Raw genomic sequence first — 17,584 nt, 5'->3', positions numbered from 1 at the left:
GGCTCTCCTCTCACGACGCCGCACGCTCGCGTCGCGCTCTCTGCTGGCGGGGGCCGCGGGGGCGCCACCGCGGGGTGGTCAGTCGTCGAACGGGGAGATGATCTCGAACGCCACGGCGCGGGAGCGCTGGGAGCCGCGCGGCATGTGCATCACGATCATCTGACCCGGGCTCAGGTAGGGGTCAGAGTCCGGCAGCTCCTTGGCCATCCTGGAGGGCATGTGGGACGCGAGCACCTTGAGAACGGTGGGGAGCACGGGGCGGTGGGTGCACAGCACCACGGGGCGCTCGCTGTCGAAGAGCTGCTCCGTGACCTGGGCGGCGCGCTTGGGGTGGCGCTTGTGGGTGGCCTCGGTGAGCTGCGGACGCTCCTTGACCTTCACGTTGTGCTTGGTGGCGTAGGGCACCACCGTGGACATGCAGCGTAGCCAGGGGGAAGTAACCACGCGCTCGGGCTGCCACGCCGCGAGCAGCCGGGTCACGGCCAGGGCCTGCCGCTTGCCGGTGGCCGCGAGGGGGCGGTCCCCCTCGGCCCGCTGCCAGGACGAACGCGGCTTGGCCTTGGCGTGGCGGATCACGATCACGGGGCGGGTGGGCAGCAGGCCCTGGGAGTAGAGCTGGGTGAGCCGCTCCAGTGGCGCGCGGTCGTCCTTGTTGCTGAGCATCTCGTGGGCGCGGGCGGGGGTGACCCACCGCATCTCGTCCACCTCGTCGTCCTCCGGGGCCGTCTGCGCGGTGGGGGAGACCTCGGCCGCCCAGTAGCGCACGAGCTTGTCGTTGCCGCGGACCTTGTACTCGGAGTCGCCCAGGTGGACCCCCAGGGTGATGCGCAGCCCCGTCTCCTCGCGCAGCTCGCGCACGGCGGTCTCCGGCAGCGTCTCGCCGTCGTCCTGCTTGCCCTTGGGCCAGGACCAGTCGTCGTAGCGGGGACGGTGGATCACCAGCACCTGGAGCTCGTTGTCCACCACCCGCCAGCAGAGACACCCCGCGGCGAGGATGTCGTACGTGCTCAGGGTGCTGTTCTTCGCCATGCTCTGCTCTCCGTGCTCCGAAACTCGCGTGCCGCCCGCAGGGAGGGGGCGGGGATCCCGTACCGATGGTAGCGGGGCTCAGCCCCGGTACATGACGTCCACGTGCCAGCGCTCGAAGCCCAGGGACTCGTAGAGGGACACGGCCGCCGTGTTGTCGGCGTCCACGTAGAGCATGACCTCCTCGAGTCCCTCCTCGGCCAGGTGGTTGATGCCCGCGGCCGTGAGCGCGCGGCCCAGGCCGCCGCCCTGCTGCTCGGGGTCCACGCCCACGGCGTAGACCTCGCCCAGGTCGGCGACGCCCTCGCCGCCCGTGTGCACCTTGGTCCAGTGGAAGCCCACCACCCGGTCCGGGTCCTCGGTGGTCACCGCCAGGAGGAAACCGGCGGGGTCGAACCAGGACTCGCCCTCGCGCTGCTGCAGGTCGGACAGCGTCAGACGGCCCTGCTCGGGGTGCTGGGCGAAGGCGCGGGAGTTGACCCGCAGCCAGGACTGCTCGTCCCGGCCCACCTCGAACGCGCGGATCTCCACGCCCTCCGGCAGCGACACCTCGAGGGGCACGTCCTGGGCGCCGGCGACCGTGCGCTTGAGCTGCAGCAGGTCACGCACAGCGGTGAGTCCGTGCAGCTCGGCGAGCCGGCGCGCCGCGGGCTGGTTACCGTGCGCCCAGGCCTCCACGGTGCCGTCCACGAGACCGCGCAGCTGGCCCGCGATGGCCGTGGCCACGCCCCGGTTGCGGTGCTCCGGGTCCACGGTGAGCTCCACGGTGAACGTGGAGGCGGCGTCAGGCTGGGGCATCACCACGGCGGCTCCCACGAGGTCCTCGCCGTCGGTGGCGACCACGCATGTGACCCCCGCCCGGCCGGAGCGCAGCTCAACGAGCGTCTGGTCCGAGAACGGCGGCTCGCCGTCGTGCGCGCGGGAGTGCTCCGCGAGGGCCACGAGGTCCTCGGGGAACGGGATGCTGTCGTACGGGGTCACGGTGACGGACATGGCGGTGCCTCCTCGGCGGTCGTCGGCGCGGTGCTCAGGCAGAGGTCTCCCTGCCTGCCGCAAAGCTGTACCCCACGTTACGCACCGTGGTGATCAGGTGCTCGTGGTCCGAGCCGAGCTTGGCGCGCAGCCGCCGGATGTGCACGTCCACGGTGCGGGTGCCGCCGTAGTAGTCGTAGCCCCACACCTCGGACAGCAGCTGGCTGCGGGTGAAGACCCGGCCCACGTGCTGGACCAGGAACCGCAGCAGCTCGAACTCCTTGAACGTGAGGTTCAGGGCCCGTCCCGCGAGTTTCACCGTGTAGGAGTCCTCGTCGATGCTGAGCGAGCCCGCGCGCAGCACGCTCCCCTCGGGTTCCGGCTCCGGCGCGGCACCTCCCGCGCTCGCGAGCCGCAGCCTGGCCTCCACCTCGGCGGGCCCCGCGGTGCTCAGCACCACGTCGTCCACGCACCACGACGCCGCCACGGCCACCATTCCGCCCTCCGTCACGCTCAGCAGCACGGGCAGCGGGCGCTGGGCGGCGGAGAGCGCCTGCGCCGCGTTGCGGGCGCCCACGAGATCGGCGGTTCCGTCCAGCACCACGACATCCGGGCGACTCGGTCCGGTGAGCGCTCCGGTCGCCGTCAGCGGGTGCACCGAGACCGTGTGGGGGAGCAGCTCGAGGGCGGGCAGCGCGGTGTCCACCGCACCGGGGGCGGGGCTGAGCAGGGCGATGTGGGACACGGTGTGCTCCGCTCGCAGGCGTGGGGACCGGCCCCGAGCGGGCCCGGCCGATGACCGGGCCAGTATAGGCGGGGGTGTGCCGACGCCGCGGGGCACCCCACCGGGGCCCGGCCCCTGGGCAGCGCGGTCCCGACCACCGCCCCGGCCGCGCCCGGCGGGTGGTCGGGGCCCGGCGGGGGACGCATGGCGGTTACCCTGGCACCAGGGCGCGGAACAGATCACCGCCCGCAGGCCGGCCCGGAGGAACCTCCCCATGAAGTACGCGCGCATCATCATCGCCGCCGTGGTGGCGCTGGTCCTCGCGCTCACGGCCGGCCTCCTGGGGGGCTGGGCGCCGTTCGTGGTCTCCGTGGGCATGGCGGTCACGATCGGCGTGGGGTGGCCTGCCGCGGCGGGCATCCAGGCCCGGCGCCGCCACAACGTGCTCATCGCCTCGGCCGGCACCCTGGCGTGCCTTCTGGTGCAGCTGGTGCCGTCGCAGCGTCTCGTGTGGCTGCCCGCCGTCATCGGTGTGTCGTTCATGGCCGTGTGCGTGGCCGAGCTCGTGCGCGGTGAGGGTGCGAAGTACCGGCTGGAGTCCACTCTGGCGTCCGTCACGGGGGTGCTCGCGGCCGTGGCCGCCTCCGGGTGGATCGCGTTCTCCACCGTGGCCCACGAGCAGGGTCTCAGCGGGTGGCTCACCGTGGCCGGTGTGGGCGCCCCGTTGACCGTGATCCTCGTGGTCGCGGGTGCCCGCGTGATCTCTGCGGCCCCCGAGAACCTGGCGCGGCGGGGGATGATCACACTCGGTGTGACGCCCGTGGCGCTGCTGGGAATGGTGGCAGTTTTCACGGGTCAGGTACTGGCCGCCGTGGTAGCGTGAAGCCATGCTTGCACTCGAAATCTTCTACCTGGTCCTCCTGGGTCTCGCGACCCTCGCCATCCTCGGAATTGGCGCGAAGGTCGTGTTCAGCCTCTTCAAGGGGCAGATGTAGCTCGTGCCCATCGAGATCCCCTCTGACCTGACCCCCGAACTCGTCCCCTTCGCGTGGCTCCTGGGCACGTGGGAGGGCAACGGCTTCATGGGGTACGGCGACGCCGAGCAGCGCGCTTTCCGCCAGCGCGTCACGTTCGAGCAGACCGGCCTCCCGTTCGTGATCTACCGCGCGCAGACCACGCTCCTCGACGAAGAGGGCGAGCCGCAGCGCGAGGCCACGTACGAGCAGGGCTTCTGGGAGCTCGCGCGTCCCCGTGAGGACGGGGACATCGGCCCCGGCATGCTGCCCCCCGATCCCGTCCCCGTGCTCACCTCCGCGGAGGACGTCGAGAAGCTGCGCAACGCGGACGGCGGCTTCGACATCTCCGTGAGCATCCTCCAGCCCGGCGGGGTGGCGGAGCTGTACCTCGGGCAGATCAAGGGCCCGCGCGTGGACCTGCGCACCGACGCCGTGATCCGCGCCCAGGGTGCCAAGGAGTACCAGTCCGGCACGCGCCTCTACGGACTCGTGAACAACCACCTCATGTGGGCCTGGGACATGGCCGCCCAGGGGCGGGAGCTGGCCACGCACGCCTCCGCCGAGCTCACCAAGCTCGAGCCCACGGCCGATCCGCGGTCGTGAGCACGGCGGATTCCGTGTCCTCGTCCGTGCTGCTGGGGCGTCACGGAGCGGTGCCCGCCCAGGGCCTCGACGCCGGGGTGGCCGCCCACTACGGTGACCCCGTCCCGGAGCAGCGGGCCCTCGCCCGCGGACGAGCCGTGGTGGACCAGTCCCAGCGCGGCGTCGTGACCGTGAGCGGCCCGGACCGGCTGAGCTGGCTCACCACGCTCTCCTCCCAGGTGCTGACCTCCCTGGAACCCGGCCGCAGCACCGAGGCCCTCTTCCTCAGCGTGCAGGGACGCGTGGAGTACGCGCCCCACGTCGTGGACGACGGCACCACCACGTGGCTCATCACCGAGGCCGGGGAGACCTCCGGTCTGACGGACTGGCTGACCTCCATGCGTTTTGCCCTCCGGGTGGACGTGCAGGACGTGTCCTCACAATGGGCGGTTCTGGCGGCCGCGCAGGACCTCTCCGCACGGATCCCCGCGCTGCTCCCGGACCGCTCGGGCCCCGCCGTGGGCCCGGCGTGGCAGGACCCCTGGCCCGGGATCGCCGTGGGCGGTCACGGGTACGCCGCTGAGCAGGACCACCCCGGCAGCGCTCGCACCTGGTTCGAGCACCTCGTGCCGCGGGACGTTCTGGAGCCCGTGGTCGAGGCCCTCGAACGGGAAGGTTTCCAGCTCGCGGGGTCGTGGGCCGCGGAGGCGCTGCGGATCGAGTCCTGGCGTCCCCGGTGGGGCGCGGACACGGACGAGAAGACCATTCCCCACGAGCTGGACTGGATGCGCACGGCCGTCCACCTGTCCAAGGGCTGCTACCGCGGTCAGGAGACCGTGGCGCGCGTGCACAACCTGGGGCACCCGCCCCGCAGGCTCACCTTCCTGGACCTCGACGGCTCCCAGCACACCCTGCCGGAGGCAGGAGCGGCGGTGGAGCTGTCCGGGCGGGTCGTGGGTCGTGTGACAGCGGCCCAGCTGCACCACGAGGCAGGGCCCATCGCCCTCGCCGTGCTCAAGCGCTCGGTGGATCCGGAGGCGGTGCTCACCGTGCGGGAGATGCCTCACGCCGTGGACCAGGAGGAGTCCGACGGCTCCGCTCCCGCGGCGGAGCAGTGGGCGGCGTCGCAGACCGTGGTGGTGCCGCCGGAGGCCGGCTCGGTGGTCGGCCGAGCAGGTGGACTCATGCGCGGACCGCGCGGCGGAGGCATGCGGATCTGAGCCGTGCGGCGTCGTCGCCCCAGGCCACAGGTGGACGCGACGGGTGACGGCGGCACCAGGACGAGGTGGGCCCTCGGAGGCAGTTCCTCCGAGGGCCCACGTCGTGGAGCAGGGCTCAGCGGCCGAAGAGTTCCTTGGCCTCGTCGTATCGGTCCTGGGGGACGGCCTTGAGACCATCGAGGGCCGCGGAGAAGTCCACGCGGACCACGTCGGTGCCGTGCAGGGCGCACATCTTGCCCCACTCCTGGTCCGTCACCATGGTCACGGCGGCGATCCCCAGGCGCGTGGCCAGCACCCGGTCGAAGCCCGTGGGGGCGCCGCCACGCTGGATGTGGCCCAGGATCGTGTTGCGAGTCTCGATGCCCGTGATGCGCTCGATCTCCTGGGTGACGAACTCGCCGATGCCGCCCAGACGCGGTCGGCCGGAGGCCTCCACACCCTTGCCCGCAATGGCCTCCTCGCGGTCGTCGGGGATGAAGCCCTCGGCCACGACCACCAGCGGGGACCGGCCGCGGTCGTGGACCTCGCGCACCCACTCGGAGACCTGTTCCATGGACTCGCGGAACTCGGGAATGAGGATCGCGTGGGCGCCGGCGGCCATGCCGGAGTGCAGTGCGATCCAGCCCACGTGGCGGCCCATCACCTCGGCCACCATGCAGCGGTGGTGGGACTCGCCGGTGGTGCGGATCCGGTCCATGGCGTCCGTGGCGATGGACACCGCGGTGTCGAAGCCGAAGGTGTAGTCCGTGGCCTGGAGGTCGTTGTCGATGGTCTTGGGCACGCCCACCACCGGAAGCCCGGCGTCCGCGAGACGCTTGGCCCCGGCCAGGGTGCCCTCGCCTCCGATCGCGATCACGGCGTCGATGTTGTTGCTCTCCAGGACCTTGGCGATGTTCTCCGGCCCGCCGTGGGGGCCGTCGAACGGGTTGGTCCGGGAGGTGCCCAGGATGGTGCCGCCCTCACGGGCGAGGCCGCGCACGCTCTGGCGGGGCAGCTCCATGATGTCGCCCTCCACCACGCCGCGCCAGCCGTCACGGAAGCCCACGAACTCGTGGCCGAAGGATTTGATGCCGTGCAGCACCGCCCCGCGGATCACCGCGTTGAGCCCGGGGCAGTCGCCGCCGCTGGTCATAAGCCCGATTCGCATGATGGGGTCAGTGCTCCTCTGTGGTGTCGTGGTCGTTCTGACACCCTCCATCCTAGTGACCGGGGGTTCGTGCGGGGCGGGCGACGCCCCCGCGCACGGACGGGTTCCGTGAACGTTCTCGCCACGGCACGCCCCGGACATTCACCCGGGGTTAATGCGGGGAACTAAGATCGGAGCCGAGAACTGTGAACACGCCGTTCGCGACGCCAGGCCACCAGGAGGACCAGATGACCGCCCAGCAAGAACCGGCCCGTGAGAACCTGCGCGAGTTCATCGACAAGCTCGTGGACCAGGGGTACACGGTGCGGGACGGTCAGTCCCCGGACCCGGACCTGATCGACCCGGGGGGAAGCGCCGTGGAGACGTGGCGCGAGGGCTACCCGTACGACGAGCGGATGTCCCGGGAGGACTACGAGCTGGAGAAGTACCAGCTGCAGATCGAGCTGCTGAAGTTCCAGTACTGGGGCCAGGACAACGACCTCAAGCATGTGGTGGTCTTCGAGGGCCGGGACGCCGCGGGCAAGGGCGGCACCATCAAGCGCTTCACGGAGCACCTGAACCCGCGTGCCGCCCGCGTGGTGGCGCTGAACAAGCCCTCGGACCGTGAGCAAGGGCAGTGGTACTTCCAGCGCTACATCCAGCACCTGCCCACCAACGGCGAGATCGTGCTGTTCGACCGCTCCTGGTACAACCGCGGCAACGTGGAGCGCGTCATGGGCTTCTGCACGGACGAGCAGTACGAGGAGTTCATGCTGCAGGCGCCGGTGTTCGAGAAGATGCTCGTGGACTCGGGGATCCACCTCACCAAGTTCTGGTTCTCCGTGACGCAGCACGAGCAGCGCACCCGCTTCGCGATCCGCCAGATCGACCCCGTGCGCCGCTGGAAGCTCTCGCCCATGGACCTCGCGTCCCTGGACCGCTGGGAGGACTACACGGTGGCCAAGGAGGAGACGTTCCGGCGCACGGACACGGACCACGCCCCGTGGATCACCATCAAGTCCAACGACAAGAAGCGTGCCCGGCTCAACGCCATCCGCTTCTTCCTCAACCAGTTCGACTACGAGGACAAGGACACCTCGGTGGTGTACCCGCCGGACCCGCTGATCGTGCGCCGCGGCCGGGACGCCGTGGACGACTGAGCCGCACTCCGCAGCACCTGCCCCACCTGCCCCAGGCCACCCGATGGATTCCAGCGCGCCCGTGAGCCGCCCCGCCCGGTTCCTCCGAGGCTGGGCGGCCGCTGGCATCAGCATCCTCTGCGCGGCCACGTCCCACTACGCGATCGATCCCAGCCCGCCCAGCGCACTCCTCCTCGGTGTGGCGTTCACGCTGGCGGGGGTGGTCTGCGTGCTGCTCGCCGGGCACCGCATGGGCGCGCTGCGCACAGGGTTCGCAGTACTGCTGAGCCAGGTGCCGTTCCACGTGATCTTCTCGGCAGGTGGTCACTCGGGCTCCCAGGCATCCACCCGCCACGCCGCCGGGGCGAGCTCCCACGCGCACCACGACCCGTCCGTGCTGCACTCCCTGGCCGGTCACGGCGGCGCCGGTCTGACGGAGGCCGCGGCTGCGAGCCCGGTCCCGGGGATGTCCCACGGCGCGGAGATGCTCCACGGCCCCATGATCTGGGCCCACCTGGCGGCCGCTGCAGTGACCTTCGTGCTGCTGCGCCACGCCGAGGACGGCTGGTGGCGTCTGCTGCACGCCGCCGTCCAGCTCCTCTTCTCGGCCGTGGTGCTGCTGCGCCCGGTGCTCGTGCCGTGCCACGGGCTGCGCCCGGTCCCGCTGGCCTACCTCCTGCCACCGCGCACGTGGTCGCCCGTGCGCGTGATCTCGCGGCGCGGGCCGCCCCTCCTCTCGATCTGAGCAGTCCACCACCGACCACACCCCGTCAGGCACGGGGTGCCGTCGGCCTGTCTTTCATCGAGAGGTACTTCACCATGTCCACAGCACTGGATGCATCGTCGTCCGAACGCGCCCGCACCGGCGCGCCCATCATGTCCGTGTGGCTGCTGCCGCTGCTGCGACGGCTGCACTTCTACGCGGGGCTCCTCGTGGGCCCCTTCCTGGTGGTCGCCGCGGTCACCGGGGCCCTGTACGTGTTCACCCCCCAGCTGGAGCGGGTGGTCTACGCGGATGCGCTCACCGGCACCGCCTCGGCACAGCCCCTGAGCCTGGATGAGCAGGTCGACGCCGCCCGGCGCTCGATCGGCTCACCCGACTCGCCGGTGAACGTCCGGCCCGCGTCCGACGGCGGGACCACGCGTGTGATGTTCGCGGATCCCGCACTGGAACGGGGCGAGTCCCGTGCGGTGTTCGTGGATCCCGGCACGGGACGCGTCACGGGGGACATGACCGTGTACGGCACCAGCGGGGCCCTTCCGCTGCGCACCACCATCGACCGGCTCCACCGGGACCTGCTCCTCGGCGAGCCCGGTCGGCTCTACAGCGAACTGGCGGCCTCGTGGCTGTGGGTCCTCGCCCTGAGCGGTCTCTGCATGGTGGTTCTGCACCGGCGTCGTGTGGCGCGGGGCCGACGCGCCCGGGTGACGCTGGTGCCCCGGCCCGCAGAGGCGAACGCCTACCGGCGGACCCGCTCCTGGCACACCGCCACCGGCGTGTGGCTCGCGGTGGGCTTCCTGTTCCTCGCGGCGTCGGGCCTCACGTGGTCCGCGCACGCGGGGGAGAACGTGGCGCAGCTGCGCACCGCGCTGAACTGGACCACGCCGAAGGTCTCCACCGACCTCGGCGGGGCCTCCGGCGGCGGAGCCGAGGACGAGCACGCCGGTCACCACGGTCACGACGGGCACCAGGGTCACCAGGGACCCGACGACGCCGGGGTGCAGGGCTCCTTCGACGCGGTGCTGGCCACCGCCCGGGAGGCGGGCCTGGACTCGCGGATCGTGGAGCTCAAGCCTGCCGCCGCGGACGGGGCGGCGTGGACGGTCTCCGAGAACGAGCGTTCCTGGCCCACCCAGGTGGACAGCGTGGCGGTGGACCCGCAGCGGTTGCACGTCACCGACCAGGTGCGGTTCTCCGAGTGGGGCCTTCCCGCGAAGCTCACCCAGTGGGCCATCGCCGCGCACATGGGGCTCCTGTTCGGGCTGCCCAACCAGCTCGTGCTGCTCGCACTTGCCGCGGCGATCGTGGTGCTGGTGGTGAGCGGGTACTCCATGTGGTGGCGGCGCCGCCCCACCCGGGCCGCGGGCGTGCAGTTCGGTCCGCTGCCGCCGCGCGGGGCCCTGCGCGCCACCCCGGTGTGGGCGTGGCTCGCGCTGGGGCTGGGAACGGTCGCCGTGGGGCTGTTCGTCCCGCTGCTGGGTCTCTCGCTGCTGGGTTTCCTGGCCGTGGACCTGCTGCTGGGGCTCCGGGCACGACGCCGCTCGGACGGCACCGCGGCCCGGGTCGCCTCACAGGAGCGAGGGCGCGGGGGCATCGCGGGCGCTGACGCGGGAGAGGACCGTGCTCCGCTGCCGGCGCCCTCACTGGAGGGGATGGACCGGGGCTAGGGGCCCGTCACCCGGCACCGGCCCGTGCCCGCCACCCGCGCACGGGGTGAGGAAGGCCGTGGGCCCCACCGTTCGGTGGGGCCCACGGCCGTGGTGCGCTTCAGCGCGGTGTCAGGTGGCGCGCGGTGCGGCGTGCCGGGAACGGGCTCAGGCGGCGTCGGGCCCGAAGTTGTGACGGTCCACGAGCGCCCAGGAGGCCGCGGCGTTGACCGCGGCCACCGTGAGCACCGAGGGCCACGCGCCCATCTTCTTGGCCAGCGGGTGGGACGCGCCGAAGCTCCCGCCGTAGAGCATCCCGAGGCTCGTGGCGGTCGAGGGCCCGGCGGACGCGAGCCACGTGCGGCCCGCTGCGGCGCCGCACGCCGCGAGGACCACGCCGCCCAGCGCGCGCACGCCGGTGACGCGGGCGATGCCGTAGCCGCCGATCAGCCCGGCGCCCACGAGGAGCGCACTCGGCACGGCCACGGGGGACGGCAGGTGCGCGTCCAGGCTCTTCACGGTGTCGGTGGCTGCCATGTCAGTTCTTCCCTCCCAGGAACGCCTGCAGCCGGGAGAGCCCCTCGGCGAGGTCGTCGTCACCCAGCGCGTAGGACAGCCTCAGGTAGCCGGAGGGGCCGAACGCCTCGCCCGGGACCACGGCCACCTCGGCCTTCTCGAGGATCAGCTCCGCGAGCTCGGCGGAGGTCTGCGGCGTGACGCCGTCGAACTCGCGTCCGAGCAGGGCGGTCACGTCCGGGTACGCGTAGAAGGCGCCCGTGGGCACGGGGCAGTTCACGCCCTCGATCGCGTTCAGCCCGTCCACGATCGTCCGACGACGCCGGTCGAACGCCTCCCGCATCTCGGCCACCTTGTCCATGGGGCCCTCCAGGGCGGCGAGTGCGGCGGCCTGCGCCACGTTGTTCACGTTGGACGTGAGGTGGGACTGCAGGTTGGTGGCGGCCTTGACCACGTCCTCGGGACCGACCATCCAGCCCACGCGCCACCCCGTCATGGCGTAGGTCTTGGCCACACCGTTGAGCAGGATCAGGTGCTCGTGCAGCGCGGGAACGGCCTGGGCCATGGACACGAACTGCACGTCGTCGTAGGTGAGGTGCTGGTAGATCTCGTCGCTGATCACGAAGATGCCCTTGGCCGCGGCCCACTCGCCGATCGCGCGGGTCTCCTCCTCGGTGTACACCGAGCCCGTGGGGTTGGACGGGGAGCAGAACAGCAGCGCCTTGGTGGCGGGGGTGCAGGCGGCCTCGAGCTGCTCGGGGGTGACCTTGTAGTCGTTCTCCGCGCCCGCGAAGACTTCCACGGGATTGCCGCCGGCCAGGCGGATGGCCTCAGGGTAGGTGGTCCAGTACGGGGCGGGGAGCAGGACGTCGTCGCCGTCGTCCACCACGGTCTGGAAGGCCTGGTACACGGCCTGCTTGCCGCCGTTCGTCACGAGCACCTGCGAGCTCTTGACGTCCCAGCCGCTGTCGCGCGCGGTGGCCCGGGCGATCGCCTCGCGCAGCTTCGGCTGACCGGCGGCGGGGGAGTAGCGGAAGTTCGCCGGGTCCCGCAGGGCCTCGGCCGCGGCCGCCACGATGTCCTCCGGTGTGGAGAAGTCCGGTTCGCCCGCGCCGAACCCGATCACGGGACGACCCTCGGCCTTGAGGGCCTTGGCCTTCGCGTCCACCGCAAGGGTCGCGGACTCCGCGATCGCCGCGATCCGGTGCGAGATGCGCTGCTGCGCTGGTGACATGGGGATCATCTCTCCTGGGCTGGCTGGCGTCGCCCGCGGCGGAACCCGGGCGCTGGTCTCCCAGCTTAGGTGCCCCGCCCCCGGCTTTGCACGGAACGAGGCGGCCGCGTACCATAGTTGGTTGGTGCCGCCACCCGGGACCCCGTTGCCCCACGGCGGAACGGATCCGGGTGACACGAGCCGGTGATAGGCTCGGGCACCGTTGCCGCGGTCGTGGTTCCCTCGACGCGGCAGATGAAGGGCAGTGGCGCAATTGGTAGCGCAGCGGTCTCCAAAACCGCAGGTTGCAGGTTCGAGTCCTGTCTGCCCTGCTTCACGACCCACCACGGCATGAACACCACCGCCGAGAAGCTGCTTCACGCAGGGGAGAGCCGATGTCGCACACCGTCACAGGACAGACCCCGGGTCAACCCGCCGGTTCGGAGCGCAAGCGCGGCTTCTTCGGACGGATCTGGCTGTTCATCCGCCAGGTCGTGGGGGAGCTCAAGAAGGTCGTCACCCCGTCCCGGCGGGAACTCGTCAACTACGTCCTGGTCGTGCTGGTGTTCGTCGCTTTCATGATGGTGCTGATCTCCCTGCTGGACCTGGCCTTCGGGCAGCTGGCCCTCTGGCTCTTCGGTAACGGCGACCAGGCCCAGTAAGACCGCGCAGCACGTCCAGCCGTCCACAGAAAGCAGGAGAAGCCAGTGACCGATCACGAGCTCGAGAACGACGACACTCAGCCCGCGCAGCTCGACACCCCGTCCGGGGACGCTGCGCGCGAGGAGTCGGCGGAGAGCGTGTCCGACACTGTCGCGTCCGCCGAGCCCACGGACTCGCAGGACGTCACCGACGAGAAGGCCGTCCAGGAGGCGGACCTCGACGTCGCCGAGGGCAACGGCGAGGCCACTCCGGTGCCGCTCGTGGAGGTCGAGGTCTCCGAGGAGGCGGCCAAGGACCAGGTGGATCCCGTGGCCGAGTTCAAGGCCAACCTGCGCCGCCAGGAGGGCGACTGGTTCGTCATCCACACCTACGCCGGTTACGAGAACCGCGTGAAGACCAACCTCGAGACCCGCATCCAGTCCCTCAACATGGAAGAGGACATCTTCCAGATCGAGGTGCCCATGGAAGAGGTCGTGGAGATCAAGAACTCCCAGCGCAAGACCGTGCGCCGCGTGCGCATCCCCGGGTACGTGCTGGTGCGCATGAACCTCACCGACGCCTCCTGGGGCGCGGTGCGCCACACACCGGGCGTCACGGGCTTCGTGGGCCAGGACGCCTACAACCCCGCGCCGCTGCGCCTCGACGAGGTGTTCGACATGCTGGCACCCACGTTCGAGACCCCGGAGAAGGCCAAGGGCCTCGGCGAGACCGCCGGCTCCGGCGCGGGCGCCCAGGGTGGCGCCGCCCCGCAGGTCACGGTGGACTTCGAGGTGGGCGAGTCCGTGATCGTGAAGGAGGGCCCGTTCGAGACCCTCCCGGCCACGATCTCCGAGATCAAGGTGGAATCCCAGCAGCTCGTGGTGCTGGTCTCCATCTTCGAGCGCGAGACCCCCGTGACCCTGGGCTTCAACCAGGTCACCAAGATCTAGCACCCCAGACTTCGGAGTTCCCCGGATGCGCTTTGGTCCGGGGCTTCTCCGTCCGGTCGCCGCGCCACGGCGACCACCCGCCGTCGTACGCTCCTGTGCGGCGGTACGCACAGCCAGAAAGAGGACCATCACATGGCTCCCAAGAAGAAGAAGGTCGCAGGCCTGATCAAGCTGCAGATCCAGGCAGGCGCCGCCAACCCGGCTCCTCCCGTGGGTCCGGCGCTGGGTCAGCACGGCGTCAACATCATGGAGTTCTGCAAGGCCTACAACGCGGCCACGGAATCCCAGCGCGGCAACATCGTGCCGGTGGAGATCACCGTGTACGAGGACCGCTCGTTCTCGTTCGTCACCAAGACCCCGCCCGCCGCTCAGCTGATCAAGAAGGCCGCCGGCGTCGCCAAGGGTTCCGGCGTCCCCCACACCACCAAGGTGGGCAAGATCACCATGGACCAGGTCCGTGAGATCGCCGAGACCAAGAAGGAAGACCTCAACGCCAACGACATCGACGCCGCCGCGAAGATCATCGCCGGCACCGCCCGCTCCATGGGCATCGAGGTCAACTGAGTCCTCCCGACTCACCAGCAACACACTTCATCGTGGCAGGGCCGAGCGCGGTCCGCAGACCACAACTGCACAAGGAGAAGAAGCAGATGGCACAGCGCAGCAAGGCATACCGGGCAGCTGCCGAGAAGATCGAGGCGGGCAAGCTCTACGCTCCCGCCGAGGCGGTCGCCCTGGCCAAGGAACTGGCCGAGGGCAGCAAGTCCGATCCCACCGTGGAGGTCTCCATGCGTCTCGGCGTGGATCCCCGCAAGGCGGACCAGATGGTCCGCGGCACCGTGAACCTGCCCAACGGCACCGGCAAGACCGCCCGCGTTGTCGTCTTCGCCACCGGTGACAAGGCCGCCGCGGCCGAGGCCGCCGGCGCCGACTTCGTGGGCAGCGACGACCTGATCGCCAAGATCCAGGGCGGCTGGACGGACTTCGACGCCGCCGTGGCCACGCCGGACATGATGGGCAAGGTGGGCCGCCTGGGCAAGATCCTGGGTCCCCGCAACCTCATGCCGAACCCCAAGACCGGCACCGTGACCATGGACGTGGCCAAGGCCGTCAACGACATCAAGGGCGGCAAGATCGACTTCCGCGTCGACAAGCACTCCAACCTGCACTTCATCATCGGCAAGGCGTCCTTCGACGCGCAGAAGCTCGCCGAGAACTACGGTGCAGCCCTGGAGGAGGTGCTTCGTCTGAAGCCCTCCGCCTCCAAGGGTCGCTACATCACCAAGGCCACCGTGGCCACCACGTTCGGCCCGGGCATCCCCGTGGACCCGAACGCCACCGAGGTGAACGCCCAGGCGTGATCCCGGCTCGCCGTGGGGCCCTGGAGGGTGCCACGGTTCAGCAGTGACAGTAGGGCCCGTGCCGTCCCAGGCCGGGCCCTACTGCCATGTTCGGGGCCGGATCGCCATGGGCGTTCCATGATGTACTGGAGGTTGGATCCCGGCGCGGATCCGCCACCGGGTGCCGTCCGGGCTGTGGACGGCACGGAAGGAGAACACAGTGACGCAGTCGTCACCGGTACGTATCGAGCTCTTGCGCATCCCCGAGGCGTTCGACGCGGACGCCCAGCGGCTGCTGGGGGACGTCGCCTCCCTGGTGCAGTCCTCCCGACGCCACGTGTGGGGCACGGACCAGCTGAGCAACGAGGCCCACGACATCTTCCGGGACCTCAAGGACCCCTACGAGCGCGTCAACATCCTGTGCGCCTTCCTGGAGGACCGGCTCGTGGGGCGCGCCGAGGTGCGGATGCCGCTGATCGCGGACACCGGGATGGCGCAGATCGTGGTGCACGTGGACCCGGACGAGACGTCGGAGGGCATTGGACGCGGCCTTCTGGGTGCCGCTGAGCAGCTGGCGCACGGAGAGTCCCGCCGCCTGGTCCGGCTCGTCACCGAGCACCCGGCGTCGGAGGCCCGGGATCCGGCGGGCCCGGGGGACGGCAGCGTGGACGGCAGCTCGGACGGCGAGGAGCCCTCCGGCGGTCACGGCGCGCCGGTGGCGTGGCTGGATGCCGCGGACGGCTCCGGCCGGCTGCCGGCGAGCCACCGCCAGACCCGTTTTGCCCAGCACGCCGGGTACGGCCTGCGCACGGTGAGCAGCTTCGCCCTGCTGCCCGTTCCCCTGGCGGAGACCCGGCTGCAGCGCATCCAGGAGTCCCTGAGCTCGAGCCCGTTCGCCGAGCACTACCGCATGCACACGTGGGTGGGAGAGGCCCCCGAGGAGCTGCTCGCCCCGCTCGCGCAGCTGCACGCGAAGATCCCCACGGACTCGTTCGTGCGCCCCACCGTGGCGGATCCGGATCCCTGGGACGGGGACCGGGTGCGCCGCACCGAGCAGCTGCGCCAGGAGGACGGCGACCGTTCGCTCATGGCCGTGGTCCAGGACCTGCGCACCGGTGAGCTCGTGGGCATGACCGAGCTGATCCTCGCGCAGCACCGCCCCGTGCTGGCGCTGCAGGACGAGACGCTCGTGGTGCGGGAGCACCGCGGCCACCGGCTGGGCATGCGCCTCAAGCTGGCGAATCTGGAGCAGCTCACAGCCGTGGCCCCGGAGGTCACCACCGTGTACTCGTGGACCCACAGCGGCAACGACCGCATGAACTGGGTGAACGCGCAGCTCGGGTTCCAGGAGGCCGGGCAGTCCGCGATCTGGGAGCAGGACTTCAGCGTCGTCTGACCCCTCGGGGGACGTGCCGCCCACACGGGGCGGTTCGCCGGAGGTCACCAGGGCAGCGGGAGCACCACCGTGCGGTCTCCGGGCACGAGGCCGGCGCGCGGAATGCTCAGCAGCCCCTCTGCCTCGCTCAGACCCCGCAGCATGTTGGGGCCGACGGCGCGGCACGGCTCCCACGCGTCCCCGCGGCGTCGTGCGGGCACGAGTTTCTCCCGGCGTCCGCCCGCGGCGTCGACGCCCACGGTGACGGGAACGAGGCCCGGCGCGGCGCGCCCCGAGAACCCGGCGAGCAGCGGGCCACCCACAAGGAGCACCACCACGAGCGCGGCCAGCGGATTGCCGGGAAGAGCCAGCACGGCACTGCGCCGCGCGGCACCCAGCAGGGCGGGGTGCCCCGGCTGCAGGTCGAGCTGGTCCACGAGCACCCGGGTCTCCCGTTCGAGCATGGGGCGGACGTGGTCCACACCGGAGCGGGACGTGCCCCCGGTGGTGAGCACCACGTCGTGCTCTGCGCACACCTCCCGGAAGGCCGTGCTCAGGGATGCGGGGTCGTCGTCCACACGGTGCACCGTGCCCGGCACGCCTCCGTACGCGGTGACCGCGTGGGGCACGGACATGCTGAACGCGTCCCGCACCAGACCGGGCGCGGGCACACCTCTCGTGCGCACCTCGGAGCCCGTGAGCAGCAGGGCAACCCGGGGTGCCCGCCGGACGGGGAGGTGGTCCAGCCCGGCCACGGCGGCGAAGGCGGCGTCCGCGGGGGACAGCACCCGGCCGGCGTGGAACAGCACCTCGTGGACCTGGCACTCCGTGCCCGTCGCGCGGATGTGGCGGCCCTCGAGCTCGGAGGGCGGGGCGCTCGGCGCCAGACGCACGATGGAGCCGGAGCGGCACGAGAACTCCTCCCGGACCACGCTCGTGGTGCCCTCGGGGATCACGCCACCCGTGACCACCGGGACGGCAGTGCCCGGTGCGAGGGCCACCGCCGACGCGGCGCTGGGAAGAGGCACCGGGGCGCCGGGCCCCGAGGGGGCTGACGGCGAGTCACCGCCCACCAGCTTCCACGGTCCGGGACCGCGGACCGCGTAGCCGTCCATGGCGCTGGAGGCGTAGTGCGGCACGGCGCAGGCGGCCTCGACGTCCTCGGCCAGGACCCGGCCGGTGACCCGTGGCAGCGGCACGTGCTCGGTGGGGGCACCTCCGGGGCCACGGGGTGCCCCACACGGCTCGGTGGCAGGATCAGCTCCGGCGCGGTGGGCGAGCGCCGCTCCGACGCGGTGAGCGAGGTCCCGGGTGTCGTCCCGCCCCGCGTGACGTCGCACCGGGAGACCGCGGGCCCACGGGGGATCAGCTGGGGT

18 protein-coding genes and 1 tRNA gene are annotated in these 17,584 nt (G+C 71.4%); 12 read left to right on the top strand and 7 right to left on the bottom strand.

The features are described from left to right. Positions 1–78: 78 nt before the first annotated feature. The 3 genes from HMPREF2833_RS05020 to HMPREF2833_RS05010 form a co-directional block, all read right to left on the bottom strand. A complete protein-coding gene (locus tag HMPREF2833_RS05020; protein ID WP_019309684.1) occupies positions 79–1,029 on the bottom strand; it encodes an NUDIX hydrolase in 951 nt (316 codons plus the stop codon). 78 nt (positions 1,030–1,107) lie between these two features. Beyond that, positions 1,108–2,019 (bottom strand): mycothiol synthase, encoded by a 912-nt coding sequence (gene mshD, locus HMPREF2833_RS05015; protein WP_019309683.1) that lies wholly within the window; start codon positions 2,017–2,019, stop codon positions 1,108–1,110. A 34-nt stretch (positions 2,020–2,053) separates the two neighbouring features. After that, a complete protein-coding gene (locus HMPREF2833_RS05010; RefSeq protein ID WP_019309682.1) occupies positions 2,054–2,743 on the bottom strand; it encodes a response regulator transcription factor in 690 nt (229 codons plus the stop codon). Between the two features lie 253 nt (positions 2,744–2,996). Here HMPREF2833_RS05010 and HMPREF2833_RS05005 point away from each other — a divergent pair, with 253 nt between their 5' ends. From HMPREF2833_RS05005 to HMPREF2833_RS04995, 3 genes are all read left to right on the top strand, one after another. After that, complete coding sequence (locus HMPREF2833_RS05005; RefSeq protein ID WP_019309681.1) at positions 2,997–3,605, top strand: hypothetical protein; 609 nt, start codon at positions 2,997–2,999, stop codon at positions 3,603–3,605. A 115-nt stretch (positions 3,606–3,720) separates the two neighbouring features. Then, entirely contained in the window at positions 3,721–4,341 is a 621-nt protein-coding gene (locus HMPREF2833_RS05000; RefSeq protein ID WP_019309679.1) for a nitrobindin family protein, read from the top strand. Next, the gene (locus HMPREF2833_RS04995) at positions 4,338–5,540 is read left to right on the top strand and encodes a CAF17-like 4Fe-4S cluster assembly/insertion protein YgfZ (RefSeq protein ID WP_019309678.1); all 1,203 of its coding nucleotides are present in this window, start codon (positions 4,338–4,340) and stop codon (positions 5,538–5,540) included. Before HMPREF2833_RS05000 ends, HMPREF2833_RS04995 begins: the two co-directional genes overlap by 4 nt. 115 nt (positions 5,541–5,655) lie before the next feature. On the opposite strand, the gene HMPREF2833_RS04990 is transcribed toward HMPREF2833_RS04995, so the two are convergent. Beyond that, positions 5,656–6,687: an ATP-dependent 6-phosphofructokinase gene (locus tag HMPREF2833_RS04990; protein ID WP_019309677.1), complete on the bottom strand. Its 1,032-nt coding sequence runs from the start codon at positions 6,685–6,687 to the stop codon at positions 5,656–5,658. 227 nt (positions 6,688–6,914) lie between these two features. Here HMPREF2833_RS04990 and ppk2 point away from each other — a divergent pair, with 227 nt between their 5' ends. From ppk2 to HMPREF2833_RS04975, 3 genes are all read left to right on the top strand, one after another. Next, positions 6,915–7,826, top strand: a complete 912-nt coding sequence (gene ppk2 / locus HMPREF2833_RS04985; protein WP_029603156.1) for a polyphosphate kinase 2 — start codon at positions 6,915–6,917, stop codon at positions 7,824–7,826. A 61-nt stretch (positions 7,827–7,887) separates the two neighbouring features. Continuing rightward, positions 7,888–8,550, top strand: coding sequence for a hypothetical protein (locus tag HMPREF2833_RS04980; RefSeq protein ID WP_019309675.1), 663 nt, complete (start codon positions 7,888–7,890; stop codon positions 8,548–8,550). Between the two features lie 74 nt (positions 8,551–8,624). Beyond that, positions 8,625–10,193: a PepSY-associated TM helix domain-containing protein gene (locus HMPREF2833_RS04975; protein ID WP_019309674.1), complete on the top strand. Its 1,569-nt coding sequence runs from the start codon at positions 8,625–8,627 to the stop codon at positions 10,191–10,193. Between the two features lie 147 nt (positions 10,194–10,340). Here the strand turns inward: HMPREF2833_RS04975 and HMPREF2833_RS04970 are convergent, their stop codons facing one another. Next, a complete protein-coding gene (locus tag HMPREF2833_RS04970; RefSeq protein WP_019309673.1) occupies positions 10,341–10,709 on the bottom strand; it encodes a hypothetical protein in 369 nt (122 codons plus the stop codon). A 1-nt stretch (position 10,710) separates the two neighbouring features. Further along, a complete protein-coding gene (locus tag HMPREF2833_RS04965) occupies positions 10,711–11,922 on the bottom strand; it encodes a pyridoxal phosphate-dependent aminotransferase (RefSeq protein ID WP_035885112.1) in 1,212 nt (403 codons plus the stop codon). A 238-nt stretch (positions 11,923–12,160) separates the two neighbouring features. Here HMPREF2833_RS04965 and HMPREF2833_RS04960 point away from each other — a divergent pair. The 6 genes from HMPREF2833_RS04960 to HMPREF2833_RS04935 all read left to right on the top strand — a co-directional run bounded on the left by HMPREF2833_RS04960 (position 12,161) and on the right by HMPREF2833_RS04935 (position 16,229). Beyond that, positions 12,161–12,233 (top strand) — tRNA-Trp (locus HMPREF2833_RS04960). A gap of 63 nt (positions 12,234–12,296) precedes the next feature. Beyond that, positions 12,297–12,563 (top strand): preprotein translocase subunit SecE, encoded by a 267-nt coding sequence (gene secE, locus HMPREF2833_RS04955; RefSeq protein ID WP_019309671.1) that lies wholly within the window; start codon positions 12,297–12,299, stop codon positions 12,561–12,563. 45 nt (positions 12,564–12,608) lie between these two features. Continuing rightward, positions 12,609–13,493, top strand: a complete 885-nt coding sequence (gene nusG / locus HMPREF2833_RS04950; RefSeq protein ID WP_019309670.1) for a transcription termination/antitermination protein NusG — start codon at positions 12,609–12,611, stop codon at positions 13,491–13,493. Positions 13,494–13,625: 132 nt separating this feature from the next. Further along, positions 13,626–14,057, top strand: coding sequence for a 50S ribosomal protein L11 (gene rplK, locus HMPREF2833_RS04945; RefSeq protein ID WP_019309669.1), 432 nt, complete (start codon positions 13,626–13,628; stop codon positions 14,055–14,057). 86 nt (positions 14,058–14,143) lie between these two features. Further along, positions 14,144–14,854 (top strand): 50S ribosomal protein L1, encoded by a 711-nt coding sequence (rplA, locus tag HMPREF2833_RS04940; protein ID WP_019309668.1) that lies wholly within the window; start codon positions 14,144–14,146, stop codon positions 14,852–14,854. A gap of 199 nt (positions 14,855–15,053) precedes the next feature. Further along, complete coding sequence (locus tag HMPREF2833_RS04935; protein WP_019309667.1) at positions 15,054–16,229, top strand: GNAT family N-acetyltransferase; 1,176 nt, start codon at positions 15,054–15,056, stop codon at positions 16,227–16,229. A gap of 44 nt (positions 16,230–16,273) precedes the next feature. Here HMPREF2833_RS04935 and HMPREF2833_RS04930 read toward each other — a convergent pair whose 3' ends face one another. After that, positions 16,274–17,407: a molybdopterin molybdotransferase MoeA gene (locus HMPREF2833_RS04930; protein ID WP_019309666.1), complete on the bottom strand. Its 1,134-nt coding sequence runs from the start codon at positions 17,405–17,407 to the stop codon at positions 16,274–16,276. Positions 17,408–17,584: the final 177 nt, after the last annotated feature.

This window comes from Kocuria sp. HMSC066H03, from assembly GCF_001812045.1.
GTDB lineage: Bacteria > Actinomycetota > Actinomycetes > Actinomycetales > Micrococcaceae > Kocuria > Kocuria rhizophila.
This window is presented reverse-complemented; position numbering and strand designations above follow the sequence as displayed.

What these genes read in the sequence shown, in the direction of transcription:
- HMPREF2833_RS05020 (WP_019309684.1), bottom strand. Translation starts at nt 1,029, where the DNA reads ATGGCGAAGAACAGCACCCTGAGCACGTACGACATCCTCGCCGCGGGG.
- mshD (WP_019309683.1), bottom strand. Translation starts at nt 2,019, where the DNA reads ATGTCCGTCACCGTGACCCCGTACGACAGCATCCCGTTCCCCGAGGAC.
- HMPREF2833_RS05005 (WP_019309681.1), top strand. Translation starts at nt 2,997, where the DNA reads ATGAAGTACGCGCGCATCATCATCGCCGCCGTGGTGGCGCTGGTCCTC.
- HMPREF2833_RS04990 (WP_019309677.1), bottom strand. Translation starts at nt 6,687, where the DNA reads ATGCGAATCGGGCTTATGACCAGCGGCGGCGACTGCCCCGGGCTCAAC.
- ppk2 (WP_029603156.1), top strand. Translation starts at nt 6,915, where the DNA reads ATGACCGCCCAGCAAGAACCGGCCCGTGAGAACCTGCGCGAGTTCATC.
- HMPREF2833_RS04975 (WP_019309674.1), top strand. Translation starts at nt 8,625, where the DNA reads ATGTCCACAGCACTGGATGCATCGTCGTCCGAACGCGCCCGCACCGGC.
- HMPREF2833_RS04970 (WP_019309673.1), bottom strand. Translation starts at nt 10,709, where the DNA reads ATGGCAGCCACCGACACCGTGAAGAGCCTGGACGCGCACCTGCCGTCC.
- HMPREF2833_RS04965 (WP_035885112.1), bottom strand. Translation starts at nt 11,922, where the DNA reads ATGTCACCAGCGCAGCAGCGCATCTCGCACCGGATCGCGGCGATCGCG.
- secE (WP_019309671.1), top strand. Translation starts at nt 12,297, where the DNA reads ATGTCGCACACCGTCACAGGACAGACCCCGGGTCAACCCGCCGGTTCG.
- rplK (WP_019309669.1), top strand. Translation starts at nt 13,626, where the DNA reads ATGGCTCCCAAGAAGAAGAAGGTCGCAGGCCTGATCAAGCTGCAGATC.
- rplA (WP_019309668.1), top strand. Translation starts at nt 14,144, where the DNA reads ATGGCACAGCGCAGCAAGGCATACCGGGCAGCTGCCGAGAAGATCGAG.